Annotated in this window: 20 protein-coding genes and 1 riboswitch; all 20 genes read left to right on the forward strand. The window is 54.8% G+C overall.

Annotated features, from left to right (window positions below):
* The first annotated feature begins 101 nt into the window (after nt 1–101).
* The 20 genes from KP014_RS12630 (at nt 102) to KP014_RS12725 (ending at nt 19443) form a co-directional block, all read left to right on the forward strand.
* A complete protein-coding gene (locus tag KP014_RS12630) occupies nt 102–308 on the forward strand; it encodes a hypothetical protein (protein WP_036596378.1) in 207 nt (68 codons plus the stop codon).
* Nucleotides 309–361: 53 nt separating this feature from the next.
* On the forward strand, nt 362–688 hold the full coding sequence (locus tag KP014_RS12635; RefSeq protein ID WP_036596376.1) for a hypothetical protein: 327 nt from the start codon (nt 362–364) through the stop codon (nt 686–688).
* Nucleotides 689–883: 195 nt separating this feature from the next.
* Nucleotides 884–1090: riboswitch (cobalamin riboswitch) on the forward strand.
* Between the two features lie 149 nt (nt 1091–1239).
* Nucleotides 1240–2325, forward strand: a complete 1086-nt coding sequence (cobT, locus tag KP014_RS12640) for a nicotinate-nucleotide--dimethylbenzimidazole phosphoribosyltransferase (protein WP_175491842.1) — start codon at nt 1240–1242, stop codon at nt 2323–2325.
* A gap of 80 nt (nt 2326–2405) precedes the next feature.
* On the forward strand, nt 2406–4103 hold the full coding sequence (gene cobJ, locus KP014_RS12645) for a precorrin-3B C(17)-methyltransferase (protein ID WP_090834114.1): 1698 nt from the start codon (nt 2406–2408) through the stop codon (nt 4101–4103).
* Between the two features lie 20 nt (nt 4104–4123).
* A complete protein-coding gene (locus KP014_RS12650; protein ID WP_036603493.1) occupies nt 4124–5146 on the forward strand; it encodes a sirohydrochlorin chelatase in 1023 nt (340 codons plus the stop codon).
* A gap of 42 nt (nt 5147–5188) precedes the next feature.
* On the forward strand, nt 5189–5956 hold the full coding sequence (cobK, locus tag KP014_RS12655; RefSeq protein ID WP_036603491.1) for a precorrin-6A reductase: 768 nt from the start codon (nt 5189–5191) through the stop codon (nt 5954–5956).
* Between the two features lie 279 nt (nt 5957–6235).
* Nucleotides 6236–6886: a precorrin-8X methylmutase gene (locus KP014_RS12660; protein ID WP_036603488.1), complete on the forward strand. Its 651-nt coding sequence runs from the start codon at nt 6236–6238 to the stop codon at nt 6884–6886.
* Between the two features lie 17 nt (nt 6887–6903).
* Nucleotides 6904–8013: a cobalt-precorrin-5B (C(1))-methyltransferase gene (locus tag KP014_RS12665; RefSeq protein ID WP_090834115.1), complete on the forward strand. Its 1110-nt coding sequence runs from the start codon at nt 6904–6906 to the stop codon at nt 8011–8013.
* Nucleotides 8006–9259 (forward strand): bifunctional cobalt-precorrin-7 (C(5))-methyltransferase/cobalt-precorrin-6B (C(15))-methyltransferase, encoded by a 1254-nt coding sequence (locus tag KP014_RS12670; protein WP_036603486.1) that lies wholly within the window; start codon nt 8006–8008, stop codon nt 9257–9259. The genes KP014_RS12665 and KP014_RS12670 overlap by 8 nt, the downstream gene beginning before the upstream one ends.
* Nucleotides 9256–9978 (forward strand): precorrin-2 C(20)-methyltransferase, encoded by a 723-nt coding sequence (cobI, locus tag KP014_RS12675; protein ID WP_036603482.1) that lies wholly within the window; start codon nt 9256–9258, stop codon nt 9976–9978. Before KP014_RS12670 ends, cobI begins: the two co-directional genes overlap by 4 nt.
* On the forward strand, nt 9978–10772 hold the full coding sequence (gene cobM, locus KP014_RS12680) for a precorrin-4 C(11)-methyltransferase (protein ID WP_090834116.1): 795 nt from the start codon (nt 9978–9980) through the stop codon (nt 10770–10772). Before cobI ends, cobM begins: the two co-directional genes overlap by 1 nt.
* Entirely contained in the window at nt 10765–11874 is a 1110-nt protein-coding gene (locus KP014_RS12685; RefSeq protein WP_036593405.1) for a cobalt-precorrin 5A hydrolase, read from the forward strand. Before cobM ends, KP014_RS12685 begins: the two co-directional genes overlap by 8 nt.
* The gene (locus KP014_RS12690; protein ID WP_036593404.1) at nt 11871–13283 is read left to right on the forward strand and encodes a cobyrinic acid a,c-diamide synthase CobB; all 1413 of its coding nucleotides are present in this window, start codon (nt 11871–11873) and stop codon (nt 13281–13283) included. Before KP014_RS12685 ends, KP014_RS12690 begins: the two co-directional genes overlap by 4 nt.
* Entirely contained in the window at nt 13270–13827 is a 558-nt protein-coding gene (cobO, locus tag KP014_RS12695) for a cob(I)yrinic acid a,c-diamide adenosyltransferase (RefSeq protein ID WP_036593403.1), read from the forward strand. The genes KP014_RS12690 and cobO overlap by 14 nt, the downstream gene beginning before the upstream one ends.
* 23 nt (nt 13828–13850) lie before the next feature.
* Entirely contained in the window at nt 13851–14474 is a 624-nt protein-coding gene (cobU, locus tag KP014_RS12700; protein ID WP_051499810.1) for a bifunctional adenosylcobinamide kinase/adenosylcobinamide-phosphate guanylyltransferase, read from the forward strand.
* Between the two features lie 15 nt (nt 14475–14489).
* A complete protein-coding gene (cbiB, locus tag KP014_RS12705; protein WP_036593409.1) occupies nt 14490–15449 on the forward strand; it encodes an adenosylcobinamide-phosphate synthase CbiB in 960 nt (319 codons plus the stop codon).
* Nucleotides 15446–16219 (forward strand): adenosylcobinamide-GDP ribazoletransferase, encoded by a 774-nt coding sequence (cobS, locus tag KP014_RS12710; RefSeq protein ID WP_036593400.1) that lies wholly within the window; start codon nt 15446–15448, stop codon nt 16217–16219. Before cbiB ends, cobS begins: the two co-directional genes overlap by 4 nt.
* A 17-nt stretch (nt 16220–16236) precedes the next feature.
* Nucleotides 16237–17358 (forward strand): threonine-phosphate decarboxylase CobD, encoded by a 1122-nt coding sequence (gene cobD, locus KP014_RS12715; RefSeq protein ID WP_090834117.1) that lies wholly within the window; start codon nt 16237–16239, stop codon nt 17356–17358.
* Nucleotides 17343–17939: a histidine phosphatase family protein gene (locus KP014_RS12720; protein WP_051500618.1), complete on the forward strand. Its 597-nt coding sequence runs from the start codon at nt 17343–17345 to the stop codon at nt 17937–17939. Before cobD ends, KP014_RS12720 begins: the two co-directional genes overlap by 16 nt.
* A 13-nt stretch (nt 17940–17952) precedes the next feature.
* Complete coding sequence (locus KP014_RS12725) at nt 17953–19443, forward strand: cobyric acid synthase (RefSeq protein WP_090834119.1); 1491 nt, start codon at nt 17953–17955, stop codon at nt 19441–19443.
* Nucleotides 19444–19567 lie beyond the last annotated feature (124 nt).

A 19567-nucleotide genomic window follows, 5' to 3' on the forward strand; every position in this document is an offset into this window, starting at 1 on the left:
AGCACAGTGTTTGATTCTTGTGGAATCCGGAGATCTGTGGAGAGTTGAAATTCAGCAAGCCAGAAGCTGGGGATTGTCCGTGCTACAGGAGAACGGAAGCTTTGCATGCAGAGGTTGATCATACAGCAGGGAGTGATACGATATACGCTGTGCTGCCTGGCATGAATGATGACGAGACGATCATTTTAAACACCCACACGGACGGTCCGAATACTTGTGAGGAAAATGGGGGAATTGCCCTGCTCGCTATGGCTAAATACTTTTCACAAATTCCTAAAGAGTGGCGCAATCGAAGGAGAAGGAACTAATAAGAAAGCAGTAGCTGGAATTACAATCGAGCGTTTGGGATGGCAATCCGGCCATGGACAGGATCTATCTGAACGCCATTCAAGGACGCACAAAAGTCCGAACCATCACCTCGAAGCCCAAAGGCAAATTTTATTTTGGAGAAGGCCAGCCTCTTTACGAAGCGAACATCCCAACGATATCCCTTGTGCCAGGACCCGATTACCTTTGTGTGGTAGGAGGCAATGGATATATTGAAAAAATAGATTTAGACCTGATGTATGAGCAGATTGAGACCTTTACCAAGGTAGTATCCGCGATTGATCATGCAAAAACGGAGGAACTAGGAACGGCGGAGCCGGCAAGTTTTAGCTTATTGGGATTACTTGTGAAAGAGGGGTGATAGGGCCGAGCACCCTCGCAATAAAAAAGTATCGGAAGAGCGCATTGTCTATACCTACACTTTGATTCGGGCGGCAAGTGCATCTCCGTTTCGATCACAACGGTTGAGCTCATCCCAACCGGGGATGGCACGAAGCTAGACTTCTCTTTAAATCTCAAGTTATAATAGGCGTATTGTAAGCATATCTTGTCTACAACAGCATATGAGTGAAAAGGTGAAACGCTGAGGCGTTTCTTAAAAGGGAAGAACGGTGAAAATCCGTCGCGGTCCCGCCACTGTAAATGGAGAGCAGGCTTAAGCCACTGTGTCAAACGGGAAGGCTTTAAGCAACCGGGTCATTATGATCTCGGTTTTTGCGTCCGATCCACAAGTCAGGAGACCTGCCTTTTTCAACAGCACGACTGACCTACGAGGATAGGAAGGGGGAGCACGCTTGTATTTCGGCGATTAACGGCACTTCTACGCTCTTTTTGTGTAGGGAGTGCTTTTTTTGTTTCTCAAATTGTTGTTACATACGTCTCTAATAGATGATAGAGGGGATTGTGATTTACGTGGAAAAATTATTGCAGGTGGTCAATCGGATTGAACGGCTGAATATTGTATCGATGCATCAAATGAGAAGACGCGTTAACAACTTAACCAAACCCTTGGGAAGTCTTGGCCGTCTGGAGGAGATCGCTGTAAGGCTTGCCGGTATAACGGGCAGCGTGGAGCCGAGTGTGGACAATAAAGCGATTATCGTGATGTGCGGCGATCATGGGGTCGTTCAGGAAGGCGTCAGCGCCTATCCGCAGGAAGTTACGGGGCTGATGATGGCGAATTTTATTCGCCAAGGCGCTGCTGTTAATGTGCTCGCACATCAAGCGGGGGCGGAGGTTCACGTTGTCGATATCGGGACTTTGCTGACAGACCTGCCGGAAGGTGTAGTGCAGCGGAAAGTTCGCCCGGGAACGGCCAATATGGCCAAAGGACCGGCAATGACCAAGGAAGAAGCGGTTGCCGCGCTTCATGTTGGGATTGATACGGCTTACGAGCTTGCTGATAAAGGGATCGAAGTGATCGGTTTAGGGGAAATGGGCATCGGCAACACGACTCCGAGCAGCGCCATGACGGCAGTGTTCACTAACCATCCGGTAGAACAGATCACCGGAAAGGGATCGGGTATCAACGACGAAGCGTTAGCCGCCAAAACGAAGGTGATCGAACAGGCGATACAGGTCAACCGGCCTAATCCGGGTGACGCTGTCGACGTGCTTGCCAAGGTAGGGGGACTCGAAATCGCCGGGCTGGTGGGTGTGATATTGGGAGCGGCGGCACGCAGGGTTCCGGTGGTTATTGACGGGGTGATTACAGGGGCTGCGGCGCTGGCTGCCTGCCGGATCGAACCACGCTGCCAGGATTACTTATTCGCTTCCCATTTGTCCGTTGAACCGGCGCACCGGATCGTTCTGGATGAGCTTGGGCTGAAGCCTGTGCTGTATCTGGACATGCGCCTTGGAGAAGGGACAGGAGCCGCACTCGCCCTGCCTGTAATCGAATCGGCCCTCCAATTGGTTGCGAAGATGGCCACATTTGAAGATCTCGGCATCCCGAGTCCGGCCCCCGAAGAAGATGAATTCGGTTTTGCGGTTCAGTGAGTCTACGAACCCGGCTTCCTCTAAGGAAAGCTTGGCGTTACGGGGATAGGATAGTTGTTTCATACAGAGGAGGCAGCACAATGGAACAGAAGAGAGGCAAACTGTTGGTGATCGGGTTTGGCCCGGGTGCTTTTGAACATATTACGGATCGTGCCCGCAGGGCTATCGAGGAAAGTGAAGTCATTATTGGCTATAACACTTATGTGGACTTGATCCGGGGCCTTCTGACCACACAGGAGATCGTAAGAACGGGCATGACGGAAGAAGTAAGCCGTGCCCAGGAAGCTGTACGGCAGGCGTATATGGGTAGGACGGTTGCGGTTATTTCCAGCGGCGACGCTGGGGTATACGGAATGGCCGGGCTAATCTATGAAGTGTTGATGGAAAAGAAATGGAATGCTGATGAAGGAGTGGAAGTAGAGGTTATTCCCGGAATATCCTCGATCAACTCCTGTGCCGCGCTCCTAGGGGCGCCAATTATGCATGATGCCTGTACGATCAGCCTGAGCGATCATTTAACCCCCTGGGACACCATCGCCAAACGTGTGGAAGCGGCGGCTGCGGCGGATTTTGTCATCGCTCTTTATAATCCGAGAAGCGGGAGACGTACCCGGCAGATCGCCGAGACTCAGCGGATTTTGCTGGGGTACCGTTCCCCGGATACGCCGGTAGGCCTGGTGAAGAGCGCTTACCGGGACCGGCAGCAGGTGGTGCTTACCACGCTCGCAGACATGCTGGAGTATGAAATAGGGATGCTCACCACGGTTATTATCGGTAACTCCTCGACGGTGGTATATGACGGCTTAATGATTACGCCGAGAGGCTACCAGCGGAAATATACGTTGGACTCGGAAGAGCAGAGACTAAGACCCAGCGAGCGTCTTCAAGTAGCGGCGGAGCCGTGGTCTCTGGGGGCGAAGGAACAGGCCGGAGAGAGCGGTGAAGCAGGGTCCGTCCAGCCTGATTTCCCGGCACCCGCCTCATACAGTGCGGGTTCGTTCAGCCCTCTTGAAGCGGCTATGGAGGCGCTGCAAATCCTCGAGGCCAAAGGCATCGTCTCCGGGGGCTACGCGGGTTCCGCCCCGTCTGCCGCCGCGAACCCGTCCGCCCCATCTGCCGCCGGAAATCTGAACGCTCTTTTTGAGGTGGGAGTGGCGCCGGGCATCGCGAACAAGAAATTCACCGCCCATCAAATGGCGTTGCTTGCGGAAATCGCAGGTGAACAAGGGGAAATGGAGTATACCCCGCATCACCAAATCATTCTGCGCATCCCCGGCGGCGATCCCGAGCGGGTCGTCGCGGAGCTGAAAGCGGAGAAGCTGCTGGTCTTCCCGGTTGGCGATGTTGCGCAAATTAAAGCCTGCGATTTTTGCAATTTGGAGAAAGACGGGTCGATCCCCATCGCGGAAGAGCTGAACCGCGCCATTGGAGGATTGAAAACGCCCAAAGAATTCAAAATCGGCTTTAACGGCTGCGGCATGGCCTGTTACGGGGCTGTGCTGGAGGATATCGGCATTGTATACCGCAAAGGGGCGTATGACCTGTTCCTGGGCGGCAAGACGATCGGGCGGAACGCCCATCCGGCGCAGCCTGCAGCCGAAGGAATTGAGGCGGATCAAATTGTAGATACGGTGGAACGGATTTTCCGGGAATATACCGAGAAGGCTTTTCCGGGGGAAAGGTTTCATAAGTTTTTTAAACGTGTGGGGACGGTTGCCGGGTTCAGACGTCAGGAACAGGCTGCCGCTACTTTGGCGGATGCGGTCTGCGGCGATTAACGATCATGAGGAGGAAGAAGATGGACGCGATATTGTTGGTAGGGCATGGAAGCAGGGACCCCGAAGGGAACGAGGAGCTGCTGCAGTTTGCCGATACGGTGCGCCTGGCTGCGCCTCAGTATAAGATAGAGACCTGCTTTTTGGAGTTTGTGCAGCCGGATATTGCCCGGGGAATAGCCCGCTGCGTTGAGCAGGGAGCTGCTCGGGTGGTCGTAATTCCGATCATGCTGTTCGCGGCGGGTCATGCCAAAATTCATATCCCTTTTGAGATAGATCGGGCCAAAAAGCTGTATCCAGCCGTGGAATTCGTCTACGGGCGTCCGATTGGCGTGCATCAGAAGGTGATGGAGATCCTGACCTCCCGTGTGGCGTCCGCCGGATTTAAGACCGGCAGCCCGGAGCTGCCTATAGAACATGGACTGCGCGAACCGGAAACGGCTGTTCTGCTGATTGGCCGGGGGAGCAGCGACGGCGATGCCAACGGCGATTTTTTTAAGATGACCCGCCTTCTGTGGGAGCAGCTTCCGGTCAAATGGGTGGAAAACTGCTTTATTGGCGTTACGGAGCCTACCTTTGAGGATGGCCTGGAAAGAGTCTTACGGCTTGGCGCGAAAAAAATCTTCGTCCTTCCTTACTTTCTGTTTACAGGAATTTTGATTAAGCGCATTGAGGAAATGACAGCGGAATTTGCTGCATTGCACCCGGATATCACAGTTGAGCTTGCAGGGTATTTCGGGTTTCATCCGAAACTGGTTGAGGCGCTGCTAGACCGGGTTGCCGAAGCGGTGGAAGGGCAGGCTTTTATGAACTGTGATATGTGCCAATACCGGTTGGCTGCTGCGGCCGATCATGAGCATCATCACCATCATCATGACCACGAGCATGATCACGGACACGACCACCATCATGATCACGGGCATGCCCACGGCCACGCGCATGGGCATCATCATGATCATCATCATGATCACGAGCACGATCACGACCACGGGCTCGATCATGACAACCATCATAACGACCACGATCACCATCATGTGGGATCATAGCCGCGCAGAAGGGCATCAGGAACATCTTGAGGAGGAAGCGGTATGATATTTGCCCTTTGCGGTACAAGCGATGCGAGAGAACTCGCTGCCTTGATACAACAGAACGGATTTGAAATATTGACATCGGTTGTTACCGATAATGCGGCGAAAAGTTTGCAGGAAGCCAATCTGCCCGTACGCGTCGGACGTCTGGCCAAGGATGAAATCGTGACGCTGATACGCCAAGAAGAAGTCAAGGCCATTGTTGACGCGAGCCATCCGTTTGCTGAAGAAGCGCACAGGAACGCGATGGAAGCCGCGAAGGAGGCAGGTATTCCCTATATTCGTTTTGAACGGGCGTCCTTAGTCTATGGCGACGATCCGAAGCTTACGGTTGTTTCTTCCTATGAAGAAGCGGCGTTAGAAGCCAAGAAACGTAAGGGCTCCATTATGCTGACCACCGGCAGCAAGACACTGCATATTTTTTCCAAGCATCTGCTCGGAGATCCGGACATCCGTCTGGTAGCCCGCATGCTGCCCCGGCACGATAATATGGAGAAATGCGAAGAGCTCGGCGTTGAGCAAAAGAACATCATTGCCCTGCAAGGACCGTTCACCCGGGAGCTGAATGAAGCTCTTTACCGGCAGTACGGCACGACGGTGATGGTCACGAAAGAGAGCGGCAAAACCGGGGCTGTCGACGAGAAGATTGAAGCCGCGCTGAAGTTGGGTATTCAGGTAATATTAATTTCCCGGCCGGAAATTGATTTTGGCGCTGTGTTTACGAATTTCCAGGACGTCATTGAGCGGTTGGAACAAGTTGCCCGCTAAATAAAATGAACTTGAAAAAAATAGCATAAGGGTAAGGAGTAACGAAGGGGAAGTTTGGAACTGTAGGAGCGATAGCGACCGCCCGAAAGCTTTCCGTAGGAAAGCTCGCTTCGAAAGCATAAGCTGTCTCCGGATTTCATCCACGAAGGATGGTATAAATCAAGAAATCTGGAGACAACAGCGGCCGGAAGTCCAAACATTTCTCGAAGTTGCGAACGACACACAAATGGGAAAATCTCAAGTTCATTTTATATCATCCGAATACAGGGGAGAAATGTTATGGACTTTAAGACGGAATTTAAACCGCTGACTGTACAGCCTCAGGAGATTGAGAGCAAAAGCTTCGAGATCATCACGGAAGAACTGGGCGAACATCCCTTTACACCCGAGCAGTACCCGGTCGTCCAGCGAATCATTCATGCCTCGGCGGACTTCGAGCTTGGCAGGAATATTGTGTTTCACCCGAGAGCGATTGAAGCGGGAATAGCGGCTATTCTTGGCGGAAAGAAGATCGTTGCCGATGTGCAGATGGTCCAGGTAGGTATCAGCAAGCCGCGCATTCAAAAGTTTGGCGGAAGCGTCGACGTCTACATTTCGGACCCCGATGTGATGGAGGAAGCGAAACGGTTAAATACAACCCGCGCCATCATTTCCATGCGTAAAGCGGTGCGCGAAGCGGAGGGGGGGATTTACGCCATCGGCAACGCCCCTACAGCCCTTCTTGAATTGATCCGTATGGTTAAGGAAGGGGAAGCAAAGCCGGATCTAATTATCGGCATGCCGGTAGGCTTTGTGTCCGCTGCGGAATCGAAGGATGAGCTCCGCAAGCTCGATATTCCGTTTATTACCAACCTTGGGCGGAAGGGCGGCAGTACGGTTGTGGTGGCGGCTGTTAATGCCCTTGCCGTTATGGCGGAGAAAAAAGCGTAAATCAGGGAAGGGATCTCATGAGCGATTTTGTGGAACCAGAGAATAATCCTAAAGAGATGCGGCACGGATTTACAACAGGCGCCTGCGCGGCTGCGGCGGCGAAAGCCGCGGTCATGATGCTGGCTACCCATACCCGGGTTAATGAATCCACCATCTGGCTGCCTGCCGGATTTTTCCATACGTTTACTATCCTGGAGGGTGAATTTAGTAGGGATACGGCGCAGTGCGCGACGATCAAGGACGCGGGCGATGACCCGGACGCTACGCATAAGGCAAGAATTGTCGCCATGGCGGCCTGGACAGACGGCAGCGGCATCGAACTTGACGGCGGCACCGGGGTGGGGCGTGTCACCAAGCCGGGGCTTCCGATCCCGGTAGGCGAAGCAGCCATCAATCCGGTTCCCCGCCGGATGATCCGGAAGGAAGTTCAGGAGGTCTTGGAGGAGTACGGCATAGATCGGGGCGTTAAAGTGGTCATTTCCGTGCCCGGCGGAGAAGAAATCGCCAAGAAGACCTTGAACGGCCGGCTGGGCATTGTCGGCGGGATATCGATTTTGGGTACGAGAGGGACCGTGGTGCCGTTTTCCACGTCCGCGTATAAGGCGAGTATTATTCAAGCCATACAGGTGGCGAGGGCTTCCGGCTGCACTCAGGTTGTTCTGACCACAGGCGGCAGCAGCGAGAAATATGCGATGAAGCTAAACCCTGAGCTGAGCGAAGAGTCTTTTATCCAGATGGGCGACTTTGTCGGCTTCTCCCTGAAGCATGTTAAACGCCTCGGAATAAGCACCGTCAGCCTTGTCGGCATGATCGGCAAATTCTCGAAAGTAGCCCAGGGCGTAATGATGGTTCACTCCAAAAGCGCCGCCGTCGATTTCGGTTTTCTGGCTAAGGCCGCTGCCGAGACGGGCGCGTCGCTCGAACTTCAGGAGGCGATTCTGGAGTGCAACACGGCGACTCAAGCTGCCGACCTCGTTATCGAAGCGGGGCTGCCCGGTTTTTTTGATAAGTTAAGTGAATACGCCTGCCGTCACTGTCTTGAGCATATCGGGGGAGGAGTAACGGTTGAAGTCGTGCTGGTCACGATGAAAGGCGAGATATTGGGGAGGGAGGAACGGAGTGAATAAGCGCATCAAGATAATTGGTATCGGAGACGAAGGCCCCGTGGGGCTGTCCGCGGCTTCCCTCGAACGGATTCATCGGGCGGATGTGCTTGCCGGGGGCGAGAGACATCTGTCGTTTTTCCCTGATTACCGGGGAGAAACTATTATATTGAAGGGTGGGCTGGGAAGCACTGTCGAACGGCTGGCTGAACTCAGGGAAGACAAAGATGTCGTCGTGCTGGCTTCCGGTGATCCGCTGTTTTACGGTATCGCGAGTTACATGGTGAAGAAGCTGGGTGCGGATGCGGTAGAGGTTCATCCTTATTTAAGCTCGGTGCAGCTGGCCTTTGCCAGAATGGGGGAAAGCTGGCAGGATGCCGCAATGGAAAGCGTCCATGGCCGGACGATGAAAGGGCTGGCGCAGAGAATCAACGGCAAAGAGAAGATTGCCCTGCTGACCGATCACGAGAACAGTCCGTCTGCGATTGCCCGTTATCTGATCGATTTTGGAATCAATGAATATGAGGCTTTTGTTGTGGAAAATTTGGGCGGCGAGCATGAAAGATGCGGATTCTGGACGCTGGACGAGATGTCCCGGTCGGAATTTTCACCCCTGAATGTCGTCATCCTGCGCCGAAAGCCCGGGGTTGCGGCACCGCAGCTCGGATATGGCATAGAGGACGATGAATTTTATCAGCGGAAGCCTGAAAAAGGATTGATTACTAAAAAGGAAGTCCGGGTACTCAGTCTGGCCGAGTTAAAGCTCAAGAAAGACAGCACCGTTTGGGACATTGGAGCCGGCTCTGGATCGGTCGCTGTCGAGTGTACATTGTCGGCGCCTTACGGGCAGGTATTTGCCATCGAGAAAAACGCTGGTGATATAGAGAACATTGAGCTGAACCGGAAGAAATTCCGTGCGGATTTTACGGTGATTCATGACAAAGCCCCTAGTGGCCTTGATCAGCTTCCCGATCCGGATGCGGTATTTATTGGCGGCAGCGGAGGGGAACTGCGGGAGTTGATCCGGATCTGCTGCTCCAGGCTGAAAGCGGGAGGACGTATTGTCGTGAACGCGGCTACGATCGAGACGTTGTCCGAATCCCAGCAGGCGCTCGCCGATCACGGCTTCGATTCCCGGATTACGCTGGTGCAGATTTCGCGCAGCAAGCCGATTTTGAACATGACCCGCTTCGAAGGACTCAATCCCATTTATGTGATCACCGGCTTTGCGAAGCCCGGAAGTGAAAGAGGGGGAACCGAACAACCATGACAACGACAGCTGTAAAAACAGGAACCTTATATGGGATCGGCGTAGGTCCGGGAGACCCGGAGTTAATCACGGTTAAGGCGTTCCGCTTGATGAAAGAATGTCCGGTTATCGCCTATCCCAAGAAGCGGATGGGGGGCAAATCCTACGCGCTTGAAATCGTAGAATTATATATTAATACAGCGGAAAAAGAAATGCTGGGTCTCGTATTCCCGATGACCAAGAATCAGGAAACCCTTGATAGGGAGTGGAGCCGGACGGTTTCCCAGTGCTGGGAGCACCTGAAGGAAGGGCGCGATATCGCTTTTGTCACGGAAGGCGATCCCAATCTGTACAGCACGTTTATCCATATGGCCCGTCTGGTGCAGGAACTCCATCCCGAAGTCCCTGTCCTTTCCGTTCCAGGCATTTCCTCCGTCCTGGGGGCTGCCGCCCGCCTGGGACTTCCTTTGGCCGACGGAGACGAACAGGTGGCGATTGTTCCAGCCAGGAACGATCGTTCCGCAATGAAGAAAGCCCTTGAAGACCATGATGCGGTTGTGTTCATCAAGGTGGCCAAAGTGCTGGATTTGATTATCGATCTGCTGGAGGAGATGGAGCTTGTAGACAAAGCTTCGGTGGTCATGAAAGTAACCTCTTCTGATGAGCTGATCTGGCGAAATGTGCGGGAATTAAAAGGTCAGGAGCTTGAATATTTGACGTTAATGGCGGTGAAAAAATAGTGAAGCTTGAACCGAGAGTGTATATTGTCGGCGCCGGTCCGGGAGATCCTGATCTTATTACAGTGAAAGGCCTGAACATCCTGATGAACGCGGATCTCGTCCTGTACACCGATTCGCTCGTCAACGAACAACTTGTCGCCCGTGCCGGCAGTCATGCGAAGGTACTGCAGAGCTCCGGGATGGATCTGGAGCAAATGGTCGAAGTGATGGCGGAGGCCGTCTTGGCCGGAAAAAGCGTAGCCCGCGTACATACGGGCGACCCGGCCGTATATGGCGCGATCCTAGAGCAGATGGTTCTGCTGAAACAGCGCGGTATCGCCTACGAGATCGTGCCGGGAGTCAGCTCTGTCTTTGCTGCGGCTGCCGTGCTGGGCGCCGAATTGACGGTGCCGGATTTGACCCAGACGGTCATCCTGACCCGGGCCGAAGGACGGACGCCCGTACCGGAACGGGAGAAGCTCCGCGACCTCGCCTCCCATCATTGTACGATCGCCCTGTTTTTAAGCGCTACGCTTGCTAAGAAGGTAGTCAAAGAGTTTGTGGAGGCGGGCTGGTCGGAGGACACGCCGGTCGCCGTCGTTCAGCGGGCCACATGGCCGGATCAGAAAATCGTGCGTACGACGCTCCGGCATCTCAACAGCGATTTGCGGCAAGCGGGAATACGCATGCATGCCATGATCCTGGCAGGCTGGGCTCTTGACCCGGGGATGGTTGACCGTGATGAACACCGCTCCAAGCTATATGACAAGTCGTTTACCCACGGTTACCGGAAAGGGCAGGCCGCTTATGACTAAGCCTTATGCCGCCGTCGCGATCACCAAGCATGGGGTGGAAATGGCCCGAACCTTGGCTGCGGATTTCCCTGGAACCGACCTTTATTATATGAGTAAATTTGCCCGGGGAGATGAGACAGAGCTCGGGTACGGTCTGTTCGAGGGGTCCGTAAAGCTGATCCTGCCGGACCTGTTCAAAGCTTATAAAGGACTTATTATTTTCATATCTCTTGGAGCCGTCGTTCGTATGATCGCTCCGATTCTGGAAGATAAGAAAAAAGATCCTGCGGTCATCGTGATCGATGATCGCGGCCAGCATGTGATCAGCGTGCTTTCGGGCCATCTGGGCGGCGCCAATGAGCTAACGCTGGAGGTGGCGAAAGCGCTCGGCGCCCGTCCTGTCATCACGACCGCATCCGATGTACAGGGGACGATCCCGGTGGATCTGTTCGGACGCGGATTCGGCTGGGAAATCGAAAGCTTTGATAAGGCGACGCCCGTCAGCGCTTCGGTGGTCAATGAGGAGCGGATCGCCGTTGTGCAGGAAGCGGGCGAGACGCAGTGGTGGACCTATGACAAGCCGCTGCCGCCGCATATCGCCGTCTATGGTCACGCCAGTGAAGCGATGCAAGCAGAGTTTGACGCGGCGCTAGTGGTTACGGACCGGCTGCTGGAAGCCGGGGAAGAAGCTGCGCTGCTTAAGAATGGGGTGCTGTACAGGCCCAAGACGCTCGTCCTCGGCATCGGCTGCAACCGGGGGACATCGGCGGAGGAGATCGAGCATACGATCATAAGCACACTGTCAGAGCTCCGGCTGTCCGTTAAAAGCGTCCGCAATGCGGCCACCATCGTGCTGAAAAAGGATGAAGAGGGGCTTCTTGAAGTCTGCCGGAAGAATAAGTGGAAGCTTGAACTGTATACGCCGGACGAGCTGAATGAGGTTCCTCTTCGAAATCCGTCCGAAACGGTGTATAAATATACGGGCGCATATGGTGTCAGTGAGCCTGCGGCGCTCCGCTCATCGGGAGCGGCGGATTGGCTGCTGGAGAAAAGAAAGAGCGGCAACGTCACCATCTCCATCGCCCGCGTCCCATTTCCATCTAGCGGGCAGGTGAGAGTATGAGCGGGAACCGAAACCGGATCGTCATTGCGGGCACGGGCAGCGGCGCCGGTAAAACGACGGTAACGATTGGGTTAATGGCCGCACTGAAGCGCCGGGGTCTTCAGGTTCAGGGCTTCAAATGCGGCCCGGATTACATCGATCCGACCTATCATACCGCCGTAACGGGCAGGGCGTCGCGCAACCTGGATACCTGGATGCTGTCTCATGATATCATGCGTGAAATATTTCTCAGAGCTTCCGAAGGAGCCGATGTCTCCGTTATCGAGGGAGTCATGGGACTGTACGACGGGAAGGACCCGTTGTCCAACACCGGTTCGACGGCGGAGATTTCCGCCTTGCTGGAGAGTCCGGTCATTCTCGTTGTGAACGCGCAGAGCATGGCCCGCAGCGCGGCTGCTGTCGTGCTGGGATACCAGAAGCTGGATGAAAGCATCCGCATCGCCGGTGTAATCGTCAACAAGTGCGGAAGCCGAGGGCATTATCAGCTCGTCAAATCCGCGATTGAACAGGAATGCGGCATTCCCGTTGTCGGCTGGATGGGGCGGGACGACAGGCTAAGCATTCCCGAGCGCCATCTCGGTCTCGTTCCGGCCATTGAACGGGGAGAGCTGGACGGTTTGTTTGACCGGGTGGGCGATCTGGTCGAAGGCGGCGTGGATATCGAGTCGGTATTATCCTTGGCGGGTACGGCCCCTTCGCTTGCATGGCCGAAGGAACGGCTGTTCAGCGGCGGGCCGCGCCCGAACCCTGGGCCGACGATTGCCGTCGCCCGGGACGCGGCGTTCAACTTCTACTACCGTGAGAACCTGGAACTGCTTGAGCAATATGGCGCCAGACTGGTGTATTTCAGTCCCCTGGCGGGCGATACCGTGCCGGGCGATGCGGACGGTGTATATCTCGGCGGCGGATTCCCCGAGGAGTTTGCAGCCGGTCTTGCGGCGAATGAGCGGGTGAAGCGGGATTTGCAAGCCCGCGTTCAGGAAGGGCTGCCGGTCTTTGCCGAGTGCGGAGGGTATATGTATCTTACTCGTTCGATTACCGACCGCGCCGGAGAAACCCATGCCATGGTCGGACTTATCCCTGCGGATGTTGCCATGCAGGATAAGCTCGCTGCTCTGGGCTACCGTGAGGCCACGGCGCTCCGGGACTGTCTGCTCATGGAAGCGGGCGAGGCCATTCGGGGCCATGAATTCCATTATTCCAAACTGACGGCGGACCAGGAGGATTACCCTTATGTTTATCAAACGAAAGGTCTGCGCGGAACGGGATTTGAAGGCTACCTCTCGGATAATGTGATGGCAGGCTACACGCATCTTCATTTTGCGTCCAATCCGAAAGTCGCGGAGCGCTTTATACAGCGCTGCTTACATTACAGCCGGAAAAGAGGCGAGGCCAGTGGAACAGCCTGACCGGAGAACGAACCGCAAGGGCTATACCCTTGTCTATACAGGCGACGGCAAAGGCAAAACGACAGCTGCGCTGGGGCTCGCGGTGCGGGCTTCGGGACGCGGCTACAAAGTGCTGATTCTGCAATTTATCAAATCACCCCAGAGGACATACGGAGAACATATCGCCCTTCGTAAACTAGGGGTGGAGATCCGGCAGCTTGGCGTGGGATTCACCTGGACGAAGACGCCGGAAGAGCACCGCTCCGCACTGCGGGAGGCATGGGCTTCCGCCAGAGAAGAAGTGCTTGGCGGCGATTGGGATGTCGTGGTGCTGGACGAGATCAACAATGCGCTCGCGATTGAGAAATTCCCGGTTGACGACGTCCTTCCCCTTGGCGAAGTGCTGGATTTAATCAGGCAAAGGCCGAAGTATTTGCATCTGGTCCTGACCGGGCGCCAGGCGAAACCGGAAATTCTGGAACTGGCGGACCTGGTGTCCGAGGTTCAGGCGGTTAAGCATTATTACAAAGATGGGGTGCCCGCGGTTCTCGGGATTGAATATTGACCTTGGGGTGTGGCAGGGAGGAAATGATGGTTGAAGCGGAGTTCTATGAAAAAAAGCTGATACTTGCCACCGGAGGGGCGCGAAGCGGCAAGAGCCGTTTTGCCGAGCAGTATGCCGGGGAACTGGGACTGACCGGGGGGCAGGAAGTTATGTATATAGCCACGTCCCAACTTTACGATGACGAGATGAAAAGACGGGCGGCATTACACCAGGACCGGCGGCCCGCGGAATGGCGGACGGTCGAAGAGCCGTACGAGCTGGAATCCGTCATCCGGCGGCTGTCGGAAGAACCGGTATCCGTTGTCCTGATCGATTGCATTACCTTATGGATTTCGAACCTGCTGTTACAGCCGGACGAAGCGGGACAAGAGCGCTGGATGATACCGGAGCATAGTGAATCTATTCTTGAACGAACCCGGGAGCTTGCCCGCCTGCTGAAACAGGCTCCTTTCTCATCGGTTCTCGTCACCAATGAAGTAGGCGACTCACTTGTTCCCGAGTATCCTTTGGGCAGAGTTTACCGCGATCTAGCCGGACAGGTGAATCAGGCGCTTGCCGAACAAGCCGACGAAGTCTTTCTGGTCGTTTGCGGAATTCCTTTGAATTTACGGGAAGCGGCCTGGCGGTTGGGCGGAAAGGGGCAGTAACCTTTGCAGGGAATTATGTTTGTGATTACAGCGATTGTCATTGATCTGCTGGTCGGCGACCCGCGCGGCATTCCGCATCCGGTGATTGGGATAGGAAAGATCATATCGGCCACGGAATCGGCCCTGCGGAAATGGGGAACTGGGCGAGCGAGGGAGAGAGCGCTTGGCGTACTCCTTGTCCTGGTGGTGTTGTCCGCCGTGTACGCCGCCGCTTTCCTGATTTTGTGGCTCGCCGGACTCATACACCCTATATTCCGGTCATTAGCGGAAGTCTGGCTGATTTCAACCACGATTGCCATCAAAGGCCTGGGTGACGCGGCCATGCAGGTATTCCGCCCTTTAGCCAAGGGTGATTTGGACAGCGCCAGAACCTATGTCGGCTACATTGTGGGCAGGGAAACGCATGCTTTATCGGAACGGGAAGTCACGAGAGCCACAGTAGAGACGGTTGCGGAGAATATTGTCGATGCTGTGGTTGCTCCCTTATTTTACGCGCTGCTCGGCGGGGCTCCCCTGGCTCTACTCTACCGTGCGGTGAATACGCTGGATTCGATGGTCGGCTACAAGAACGATAAATACCGTTATTTCGGCTGGGCTTCCGCCCGGCTTGACGATGTGCTGAACTATATCCCTGCCAGAATAACGGGGCTGCTGCTCTGGGCTGCGGCGCTTACGACGAAAGGGCTGAATGCCGGAAGGGCCTGGCAGGCCATGCGGCGCGATGCCGCGAAGCATCCGAGCCCAAACAGCGGTATCCCTGAGGCTGCGGTTGCCGGAGCGCTGGGAATTCAGCTTGGCGGGTTCAATAGCTATGGCGGCATTGTATCGGAGAGAGCCAGAATGGGAACCGCCATTAGGGAATTGGCAGCGGAAGATATCCGGCAGACGATAAAGATTCTAAGGCTGACCGCGGCACTCATCATGATCTTATTGCTACTCGCGGCGGGAAGCCTTTTTATTGGAGAGATAAAATGAGACAATGGCTGATTTCTTTGATAGTGGCGTTCCAGTTTCTTACCCGGCTTCCGATTCCCGTTCAAGTGGAATATGACAAGCGCTATGTGAGCCGGAGCGTGTTGTTTTATCCGGTTGTGGGGTTTGTTATCGGCTTTATTCTTTATCTGGCTTTGGTGGTGCTGTCATCCGGCTCGGCTCCTCTCGATGCGGCTGTAGTGCTGCTCATTTGGACCCTTCTGACCGGAGGTCTGCATTTGGACGGTTTGATGGATACGGCGGACGGACTCGGAAGCCATCGGCCGCGTGAGCAGATGCTGGCGATCATGAAGGACAGCCGTGTCGGCGCAATGGGTGTTTTGGCGGCGTTCTTCGTGCTGTTAGTGAAATGGGCTTCCCTTTGGACTCTGCTTGACAGACTGCGGCAGGGCTCGATATCCGGGAGCATGCTGCTCTGCTTGCTGCTGACCATTCCGGCCGTAAGCCGGGGGGCTATGGTGGCTGCCATTATCCGGCGGCCATATATTGGAGGGGAGCAAGGCATGGGAGGGCTGTTCCAGGAAGCCCGTGCCGGTTATCTTGCAGGAGCCATACTGCTGCTGCTGTTCCCGGTTATTCTCCAGCCTTCCTACGGATGGTTCTGGCTTTCCGGCATTCAGGCCGCAGCCGCCTGGCTGTGCGTCAGTCATTTTGTCCGGAGGCTTGGAGGTTTAACCGGGGATACGTATGGAGCTTTAAACGAGCTGGTAGAGACTGCGGGTCTCCTGGCTGCGGTATATATCTTGTTCTAATAATAGGAGGGAAAGGCATGCTTGAGCGAAACGGCCATGGAGGGGACTTGACTACAGCGGTTGAACTGTTCGGAGTTCCTGCCCGGGAAATGCTGGATTTCAGCGCGAATATTAATCCGCTAGGACCGCCGCCGGGGTTAAAGGATGTCCTTCATAAGGAATGGACGGGGCTGGTTCACTATCCTGACCCTGAATCCCGGGAACTGCGAACAGCCATTTCGCAAAAATACAATATTGAGCCCGCGTCCATTCTGGTTGGCAACGGGGCCGCCGAAGTCATTGATTTGATCGTGCGAGGGTTTAAGCCGGGGAGAGTGGCGGTGGTCGATCCGGCGTTCCTGGAATATGCCGAAGCTGCGTTAAAAGCCGGCGCCGAAGTTCTATCCGTTCCTGCCTCTGCGGACGACGGCTTCGCCATTCCCGAGGAAGCGCTGCTCGCCGCTTGCGAAGAAGCGGACCTGCTGTTTATTGGCCAGCCCAACAATCCTACGGGACAGTGGCTGAGCAGGGAAGCCGTGGTTCGTCTTGCGGACACAGCCATAGCGCATAATACCATACTCGTGCTCGACGAGGCGTTCATTGACTTTTTCGAGGACGAGAAAGAGCTGTCTTTCATCCGCGAGGCGGCATTTTCCAGGCATGTAATCGTTATTCGGTCCATGACCAAATTTTACGGTATTCCCGGATTGCGCCTTGGCTACGCCGCCTCCCATCCGGACAATATCTCGTTCATTCGGAAGCTTCAGGTGCCTTGGAGCGTTAATCATTTGGCGCAAAAGGCTGGAGTGTTCGCATTAAACCAGACCGAATACGAAACGCGCACGAAGCGGCTCGTCGCCGTGGAGCGGGCTTGGCTTGAAGAGGAATTAAAGCGAATCGGTTGTCTGCCGTATCCAGGAAAAGCTAATTTCATGCTGGTCCGCACCGCTGCGTCCGGACCGGATGCTTCGGAGCTCCAGCTCACACTGGGGCGGCAGGGCATTCTGATTCGCGGGTGCACAGGCTTTACCGGTCTGGATACGCGATACTTTCGTATTGCGGTTAGAACATGTATGGAGAATGAACGCTTGATTGCCGCGCTTCGGAACACTCTCTGCAATCGGCAGGGAGCGGAGGGGACAGATTGGACGTCCCGCTGACCAAGATTATATTTGCCAGGCATGGAGCTACGGATTGGAATACGCAGCGGCGCTACATAGGACATACCGATCTGCCGTTAAATGAGCTGGGCAGGAATCAGGCGAAGGAACTCGGCAGCGCATTGGCGCGCTTCCGTTTGGATGCCATTTATTGCAGCGATCTGCGGAGAGCCCGCGAGACAGCCGCTGAAGTGCAGCGGGCGGTATTTGAAGCGGGGCGAAGCCGTCCTCCGATCATTTCGGATGCAAGACTAAGAGAAACGGATTTCGGCTGGATTGAAGGATTGACTTATGAAGAAGCGATGGCCCGCTTTCCCGAAGAAATGACCCGGTGGTACGAGCAGATGGAGATGCAGACCCCGCCCGGCGGGAAAGAATCACTGTCCGAAGTCCGCAGCCGGGTGTGCCATTTTATGAAGGAAGTGAGCGGGCAGGATTACAGCAAGATAGTAATTGTTACCCATGGCGGAGTCATTAATTCATGGCTCGCGCATATCGGGAAGAAGCCATTCTGGGAGAATCCCCTTAAGCATGGGGAGTGGACTGAATGCGATGGTCAAGAGGTGAGGGAAACTGAGTAAAGCGAAAACGATCATGTTCCAGGGAACGGCGTCCGACGTAGGCAAAAGCATCATCACCACGGCGGTCTGCCGAATTTTTTATCAGGACGGATTTAAGACGGCGCCCTACAAATCTCAAAATATGGCATTGAACTCCTATGTTACCTTGTGCGGCAAAGAGATCGGCCGGGCGCAGGGCGTTCAGGCGGAAGCCTGCGGGATTACGGCTACAACGGACATGAACCCCATTCTTATCAAACCGACAAGGGATATGACCGCCCAGGTTGTCGTTCACGGCAGGCCGCATGCGGAAATGAGCGCCCGGCGCTACCGCGAGGAGTACTTGCCCATAGCGGGTACAATTGTACGGGACGCTCTTGACCGTTTGAAGTCTGAGTATGATGTGATTGTGATCGAAGGGGCGGGAAGCCCGGCGGAAATCAATTTGAAGGACCGGGATATTGTCAATATGCGTCTGGCTGCGTGGGCGGATGCTCCAGTTGTTCTGGTCGCGGATATTGACCGAGGCGGTGTGTTTGCTTCTATCGTCGGAACGCTGGAACTGCTTGAAGAGCATGAACGGAGCCGGGTAAAAGGCTTCATTATCAATAAATTCCGGGGGGATGCTACGATCCTGCAGCCTGGGCTCGACTGGCTGGAGCAGCGTACGGGGATACCTGTCCTTGGCGTGGTCCCCCACCTGAACGGGATCGATATCGAGGCCGAGGATTCGGTGGCCCTGGATCATCAGGAGGATAACCTGAATCCGGATGCCGACATCGATGTCGCTGTTATCCGGTTACCCCGGATTTCCAACTTTACGGATACCGACCCGCTCGGGGCTGAACCGGATGTACAGGTGCGTTATGTACAGAGTCCTGAGGAACTGGGCAATCCCGATGTCATTCTGCTGCCCGGAACGAAGAACACACTGGCTGACCTGGGCTTTTTGCGGGAATCGGGACTGGCGGAAGCTGTAAGGAAAAAGGTCGAGTCCGGAACCCGTCTTGTGGGCATTTGCGGTGGATACCAGATGCTGGGGGTGAGGCTGAGCGATCCCCATCAAGTGGAGTCGGAGGAAGGCGAAGCGGCCGGACTGGGATTTTTGCCGGCGGAAACGGTCTTTTATCCCGATAAACGAACGGAGAGAGTCCGGGGAACTGTAGCTTGCAATCATCCGGAATGGCTGGAGCTGCAAGGCATTTCCGTGGAGGGTTACGAAATTCATATGGGCAAAACGGAGAAGCTGGAACCCGTGGAAGGTCTGTTTCAAATCGGCAGTCATGAAGACGGCTTGCTGTCGGCCGACGGGAGGATATGGGGTACTTATTTCCACGGGATATTCGAAAACGATGAATTCCGGCGTAAATGGCTTAATCTGATCCGGCAGGAAAAAGGGCTTGCCCCTCTTCAAACGGACATCCATTTCCAGAGACGCAAAACGGCAGCGTTCGATCGATTGGCAGACCATGCCAGAGCGCATCTCGATATCGACAAGATTTACCGGATTGCCGGATTAAAATAAGGAAGGAACCCGAGCCATCGTGAGAGCGGAAATGGTTCGGGTTCTTTTCCTTTTGGTCAAAAACAAAACCTTCCAGACAATGGATATTGCGCCAGCGACGAACTGATGTGATTATTATGCTTCA

The organism is Paenibacillus sophorae (assembly GCF_018966525.1).
In the GTDB taxonomy this organism is placed as follows: Bacteria; Bacillota; Bacilli; order Paenibacillales; family Paenibacillaceae; genus Paenibacillus_AQ; species Paenibacillus_AQ sophorae.

Bases quoted from the DNA above. Each gene is read 5' to 3' on its own strand.
- cobU (WP_051499810.1), top strand. From the start codon at position 13,851: ATGATGGTTGAAGCGGAGTTCTATGAAAAAAAGCTGATACTTGCCACC.
- cobK (WP_036603491.1), top strand. From the start codon at position 5,189: ATGATATTTGCCCTTTGCGGTACAAGCGATGCGAGAGAACTCGCTGCC.
- KP014_RS12660 (WP_036603488.1), top strand. From the start codon at position 6,236: ATGGACTTTAAGACGGAATTTAAACCGCTGACTGTACAGCCTCAGGAG.
- KP014_RS12725 (WP_090834119.1), top strand. From the start codon at position 17,953: ATGTTCCAGGGAACGGCGTCCGACGTAGGCAAAAGCATCATCACCACG.
- cobJ (WP_090834114.1), top strand. From the start codon at position 2,406: ATGGAACAGAAGAGAGGCAAACTGTTGGTGATCGGGTTTGGCCCGGGT.
- KP014_RS12665 (WP_090834115.1), top strand. From the start codon at position 6,904: ATGAGCGATTTTGTGGAACCAGAGAATAATCCTAAAGAGATGCGGCAC.
- KP014_RS12685 (WP_036593405.1), top strand. From the start codon at position 10,765: ATGACTAAGCCTTATGCCGCCGTCGCGATCACCAAGCATGGGGTGGAA.
- KP014_RS12650 (WP_036603493.1), top strand. From the start codon at position 4,124: ATGGACGCGATATTGTTGGTAGGGCATGGAAGCAGGGACCCCGAAGGG.
- cobS (WP_036593400.1), top strand. From the start codon at position 15,446: ATGAGACAATGGCTGATTTCTTTGATAGTGGCGTTCCAGTTTCTTACC.
- KP014_RS12635 (WP_036596376.1), top strand. From the start codon at position 362: ATGGACAGGATCTATCTGAACGCCATTCAAGGACGCACAAAAGTCCGA.
- KP014_RS12690 (WP_036593404.1), top strand. From the start codon at position 11,871: ATGAGCGGGAACCGAAACCGGATCGTCATTGCGGGCACGGGCAGCGGC.
- cobD (WP_090834117.1), top strand. From the start codon at position 16,237: ATGCTTGAGCGAAACGGCCATGGAGGGGACTTGACTACAGCGGTTGAA.
- cbiB (WP_036593409.1), top strand. From the start codon at position 14,490: ATGTTTGTGATTACAGCGATTGTCATTGATCTGCTGGTCGGCGACCCG.
- cobI (WP_036603482.1), top strand. From the start codon at position 9,256: ATGACAACGACAGCTGTAAAAACAGGAACCTTATATGGGATCGGCGTA.